Source organism: Oceanispirochaeta sp. M1 (assembly GCF_003346715.1).
GTDB lineage: Bacteria > Spirochaetota > Spirochaetia > DSM-2461 > DSM-2461 > Oceanispirochaeta.
Genome location: NZ_QQPQ01000109.1, coordinates 1 through 2092, shown reverse-complemented (window position 1 = coordinate 2092; position 2092 = coordinate 1). Strand labels below are relative to the sequence as shown.

Sequence of the window (2092 nt, the reverse complement as noted above, 5' to 3'; positions counted from 1 at the left end):
CTTCATTATTTCATCGGTATGAACTGGCCTCAAAATGGAGATGAGAAAACATCGGTTTATGCCTCCGATTTTCCTTTTGGACTTGATACAAGTTAGGAGACTGCACCAACAGGAGGATAAACAGTGGATAATGGTCTTGATTGGCAGGAAATATCGGAAGAAAAATATGAAGCGTATCAAAAGCGGCTAGCTCTCGTGGAAACTCTTATCGATGACGGGATAGATGAATTAACGAAGAAGGAGATCCGCCAGGATTTTTGTCGATTTTATGAAATCAGTGATAGGACTGTTCGCAGTTATCTCAAGAGATACAAAGATGGCGGGGCACAGGCTTTATTATTCTATCGTAAAAAGAAGAAGTCACCCCGTTTGAAAGAAGAGTTGTTACGAAGCAAGATAATGTCACTACTGGAGGAGCTTCCCACAAGAACAGTACCTCGTTTAAGGCGACTTATTTCTCAGGAAGAAGAACTGGCGCCTCTGATCGCAAAAATTTCGGATCGAACAATATACCGCTTTTTAATGGAGAACAATCTCTCTCAAAGGCAACGATACAGGATGTTAAAGGAAAATGGACGAGAACGGTATCATCAATTTCAGGCATCCCATTCCATGAAGCTTGTCCAGGGAGATGCTCGTGATGGCATCTGGCTGAAATGTCCGGATGGCGAGACTCGCAAGACCTACCTTTTCGGCTGGGTTGATGATTATTCGCGGAAAATCTTGTCGGCAAAGTATTACTTTGATGAAAAGCTCCCTCGTATGGAGGATTCATTTAAAGACATGATACTACGCTGGGGGATACCAGAGAAATGCTACCTCGACAATGGTAGTGTCTACATTTCCCGTCAATTTGCGGCTGTCCTTCGGGATCTGAATGTCAAAAAGATACACCATAAGCCTTATCAAGCATTTTGCAAGGGTAAAGTTGAGGCGGTAATGAAAACTATTAAACATGATTTTCAGGAAGAGGCCCAAAAGGCGGGTTTTTCTACCTTAGTTGAACTCAACTCCGCTCTTCAAGCCTGGATTGAGATGGATTACAACATCCGGCTACACACATCCACCGGAGAGGCACCCACCAGGAGGTTTAGCGATGGACTACCGGAATCTCATGCAAGGATCGAAGATCTGCAGTGGTTTTACAATCTCTTTCTCATCCGTGAAACCCGAACAATTACCAAGTATGGACGGATAAAACTTAACAGAAATGAATATGCCGTAAAATCTGTAGCTCATGGGAGTGTTGTCGAGGTTCGCTATGATCCCTTTGATCTGAAAAAAGTTTTCCTGTTTGAGGATCACAAATGTACGGAAACACTTCAACCGGCAAAATTAAACTGTGTCAGAGCGGAAAAGATACCAGAAGAAAGTTCGAAGTCTGAAAAACAGGTTTCTGAGGCGAGTGCCCTTTATTTCCAAAAGCTTAGGGAACAGCACTTGAAAGCTCAAAAAACAGGATCGATACCTGCATATGCAGAATTAACAGGAGAAAAATAATGAAAAACGTACTGGATTTTTACGGATTGTCAAAGATGCCCTTTGGTAAAGATATCCCTGTAGAAGATATATTCGCAACAGAACAGATAAAAAATACAACAGCAATGATTAAGCTCGGTCTGGCGGATGAAGATATCATCCTTCTCACCGGGCCTGTCGGAAGCGGAAAGTCCGTAACACTACGAACATTTGCCAGCGGTCTGGATCAGAATAAATTTACACCTATCTATTTGAGAGGAAATAATATGACCCAGGCTGAACTCTATAAATTCATTCTACAAGAGATGAAAATTGAAGCCCCCCGTTCCCTTATCAAAGTGAAGACTCTGTATTTCAAAACCGTGATTGAGGCCACAAAAAAGCCGGTAGTCATTATTGATGATGCCCAAGATATGTCTGATGAAGCGCTTCTGGCGATAAAGGCTATGGTTAATTTTGATCAGGATTCAATAAGCCGGATCTGTTTTATTCTGGTGGGTCAGCCGGAACTCAGGCAGACAATCAGCTTCAGTCATTTTGAATCACTAAGACAACGTATTAAACTAAGTGTACATCTGATGGGCATGAACCTAGAAGAAACCTGTGGGTACAT

2 protein-coding genes are annotated in these 2092 nt (G+C 42.3%); both read left to right on the top strand.

Annotated elements, in window-relative coordinates; all coding sequences use genetic code 11:
• Window positions 1–123 precede the first annotated feature (123 nt).
• Window positions 124–1500, top strand: a complete 1377-nt coding sequence (locus DV872_RS25960) for a Mu transposase C-terminal domain-containing protein (RefSeq protein ID WP_114632882.1) — start codon at window positions 124–126, stop codon at window positions 1498–1500.
• Window positions 1500–2092 (top strand): ExeA family protein (locus DV872_RS25955; RefSeq protein WP_114632881.1); only part of this gene is annotated, 593 nt, incomplete at its 3' end. The genes DV872_RS25960 and DV872_RS25955, both read left to right, overlap by 1 nt.